Origin of the sequence: Halobacillus sp. (assembly GCF_049282395.1) — a bacterium.
Classification (GTDB): domain Bacteria; phylum Bacillota; class Bacilli; order Bacillales; family Halobacillaceae; genus Halobacillus.
Map to the genome: position 1 here is coordinate 1 of NZ_JBAPTY010000100.1, position 2,082 is coordinate 2,082.

General features: G+C 41.8%; 2 protein-coding genes. One reads left to right on the plus strand and one right to left on the minus strand.

Annotated elements, in window-relative coordinates; all coding sequences use genetic code 11:
• On the plus strand, positions 1 to 584 hold a 584-nt coding region (locus WAM07_RS04805; protein ID WP_422165235.1), incomplete at its 5' end, for a S16 family serine protease.
• A 39-nt stretch (positions 585 to 623) separates the two neighbouring features.
• Here WAM07_RS04805 and WAM07_RS04810 read toward each other — a convergent pair.
• Positions 624 to 1,829 carry a nucleotidyltransferase gene (locus tag WAM07_RS04810; RefSeq protein ID WP_422165237.1) on the minus strand — a complete coding sequence of 402 codons (1,206 nt, stop codon included), beginning with the start codon at positions 1,827 to 1,829 and terminating at the stop codon, positions 624 to 626.
• Positions 1,830 to 2,082: the final 253 nt, after the last annotated feature.

A 2,082-nucleotide genomic window follows, 5' to 3' on the forward strand; every position in this document is an offset into this window, starting at 1 on the left:
AATCAGGTGATGAAATTCTGGAAGTTGATGGAAAGAAAATCGAGGAGTCCAGCGACTTAATTAATTATGTCACTGATATGAAAAAAGGATCAAATGTAACATTAACGATCAAAAGAGATGAAGAGACACTTCAAAAAGACATTGAGCTAGCTCCATTTCCTGACAACCCAGATAAAGTAGGCGTAGGAATTTCGCTTGTAACGGATCGTTCCGTCAAGGTTGATCCAGAAGTTAAAGTGAAGAGCGGAGAAATCGGCGGACCCAGCGCTGGCTTAATGTTCTCGCTTGAGATCTATGATCAGTTAACAGAAAACGATGTTACGAAAGGATTTCAAATTGCGGGGACCGGTGAAATTAACTACGAAGGACAAGTAGGAAGAATCGGCGGTATAGATAAGAAAGTGGTAGCGGCCTCTAAAGATGGGGCGGACATCTTTCTTGCTCCGAATGAAGAAGGACGTAAAAACTCTAATTATCAAGTAGCCAAACGGACCGCAGAGGACATTGAGACAGATATGAAGGTAGTTCCCGTGGATACGTTCCAGGAGGCTCTAACCTATCTTAAGGACCTTGACCCAGCCTGATACTAAAGAAGCAGCCTTTTAAAGAAGGCTGCTTCTTTTTTAATGTTGAACAGGGGCACCGTACTCTCTTTTTATCATAGCGTTCCTTACAGAGGCTTCTAATACACTGTAGTAGGCGATCGCAGCTCTCTCTTCAATATCCAGCATAAGATGATTCATTTGCTGTGGCTGTGTGAGTAAGGGAATTCCCATCTGTTTCTTAGTGGAACGCAAATAATCTTTCCCGGTGTCACTCATAGCTAATACGCGTACATAAGGTGGAGGCTGGTTCAGCAGCAATTGAGCATCCTGCTTTTCAGTGCCTGTCAAAATATGCACGAGCGTGCGCTGCAATCTTGTCCACGTATAACGTTTCGTCTTTAATTTTTCCATAAACTGCTGAAAATTCTCAGATTCTTTAATGATTCGTTGAAGCCGGTGTTCAAGCCCTTCATCGACTCCTTGGATAGAACGAAGATCTTTCGGTTTCAAAGTTAAGATTTTGTGCTGCAGTAAGGAGAAATATTGATTCCATTCATGCCACATGCCCTTGTTTTCCTTATATAAAAGCAGCTGGTCCCGAGTGGCTTCTGGTATAGAGTCCTGAACAAGGAGGTTCATGCCGTCAGCTAAGAGTTCTTTTCTTATACTGGTGGCACTTGCAATATTTCCCTCAATTGTTTCGTCATGGTAATGATTTTTTTCTCTTTTAATGGTAAGAGGACGAATCTGATTATTGTAGGCGAGGATTTGTTTTACGTAGCTGTAGCCCAGAATATTGTTGGGCTGAGCCAGATCAATACTATTCGTTGGCAACTCAACAGCCTGGTAACCAAAACGAGAGGCTTCAGGAAAGGAGTACCCCTGATTTAAATGTTTCCTTACGGTTTCATCATAAAGCCCCGCATGTTGCTCCAAATGATCGTGAGCGCTTAGAAAAGCCTGTATATCACCACTTTCACTGCCGAAACAGATAGATTCCACCCCAATTTCAGAAAGAGCCTGCACGGCTCCCTGACTGAAATAGTCACTGTGCTCAACAGCATATATGTAGGGAAGCTCCAGTACGAGATCAGCACCAGATTTTAAGGCTGCTTCAGCCCGGTGCCATTTATCAATGATGGCAGGTTCCCCGCGCTGCAGGAAGTTTCCACTCATGATGGCAATCATACAATCAGCTTCTGCAGTTTCTTTCGAACGTTCCAGGTGATAAAGATGACCATTATGAAAAGGATTGTATTCCACGATAACCCCGCATGCTTTCAAATGAGTTCCTCCTTCAAAATAAAGTAGATTTAAACATGTATTGAATTTATTTTATCATGAAGAGGAAGAAAATTCGCATACAAAGGGCAAAATATGTTATCTTAATGAAACCATTGAGAAATGGGTAGCATTTGCTGTAAAGAAAAAATATTGACAAATGACGTAAATCCTTTTACAATAACTCTTGTTGCCATGAGGTGATAACTATGAAATTTCCTCTCCAGAAACTTAAACAAGCAGGTGACGAACCGTT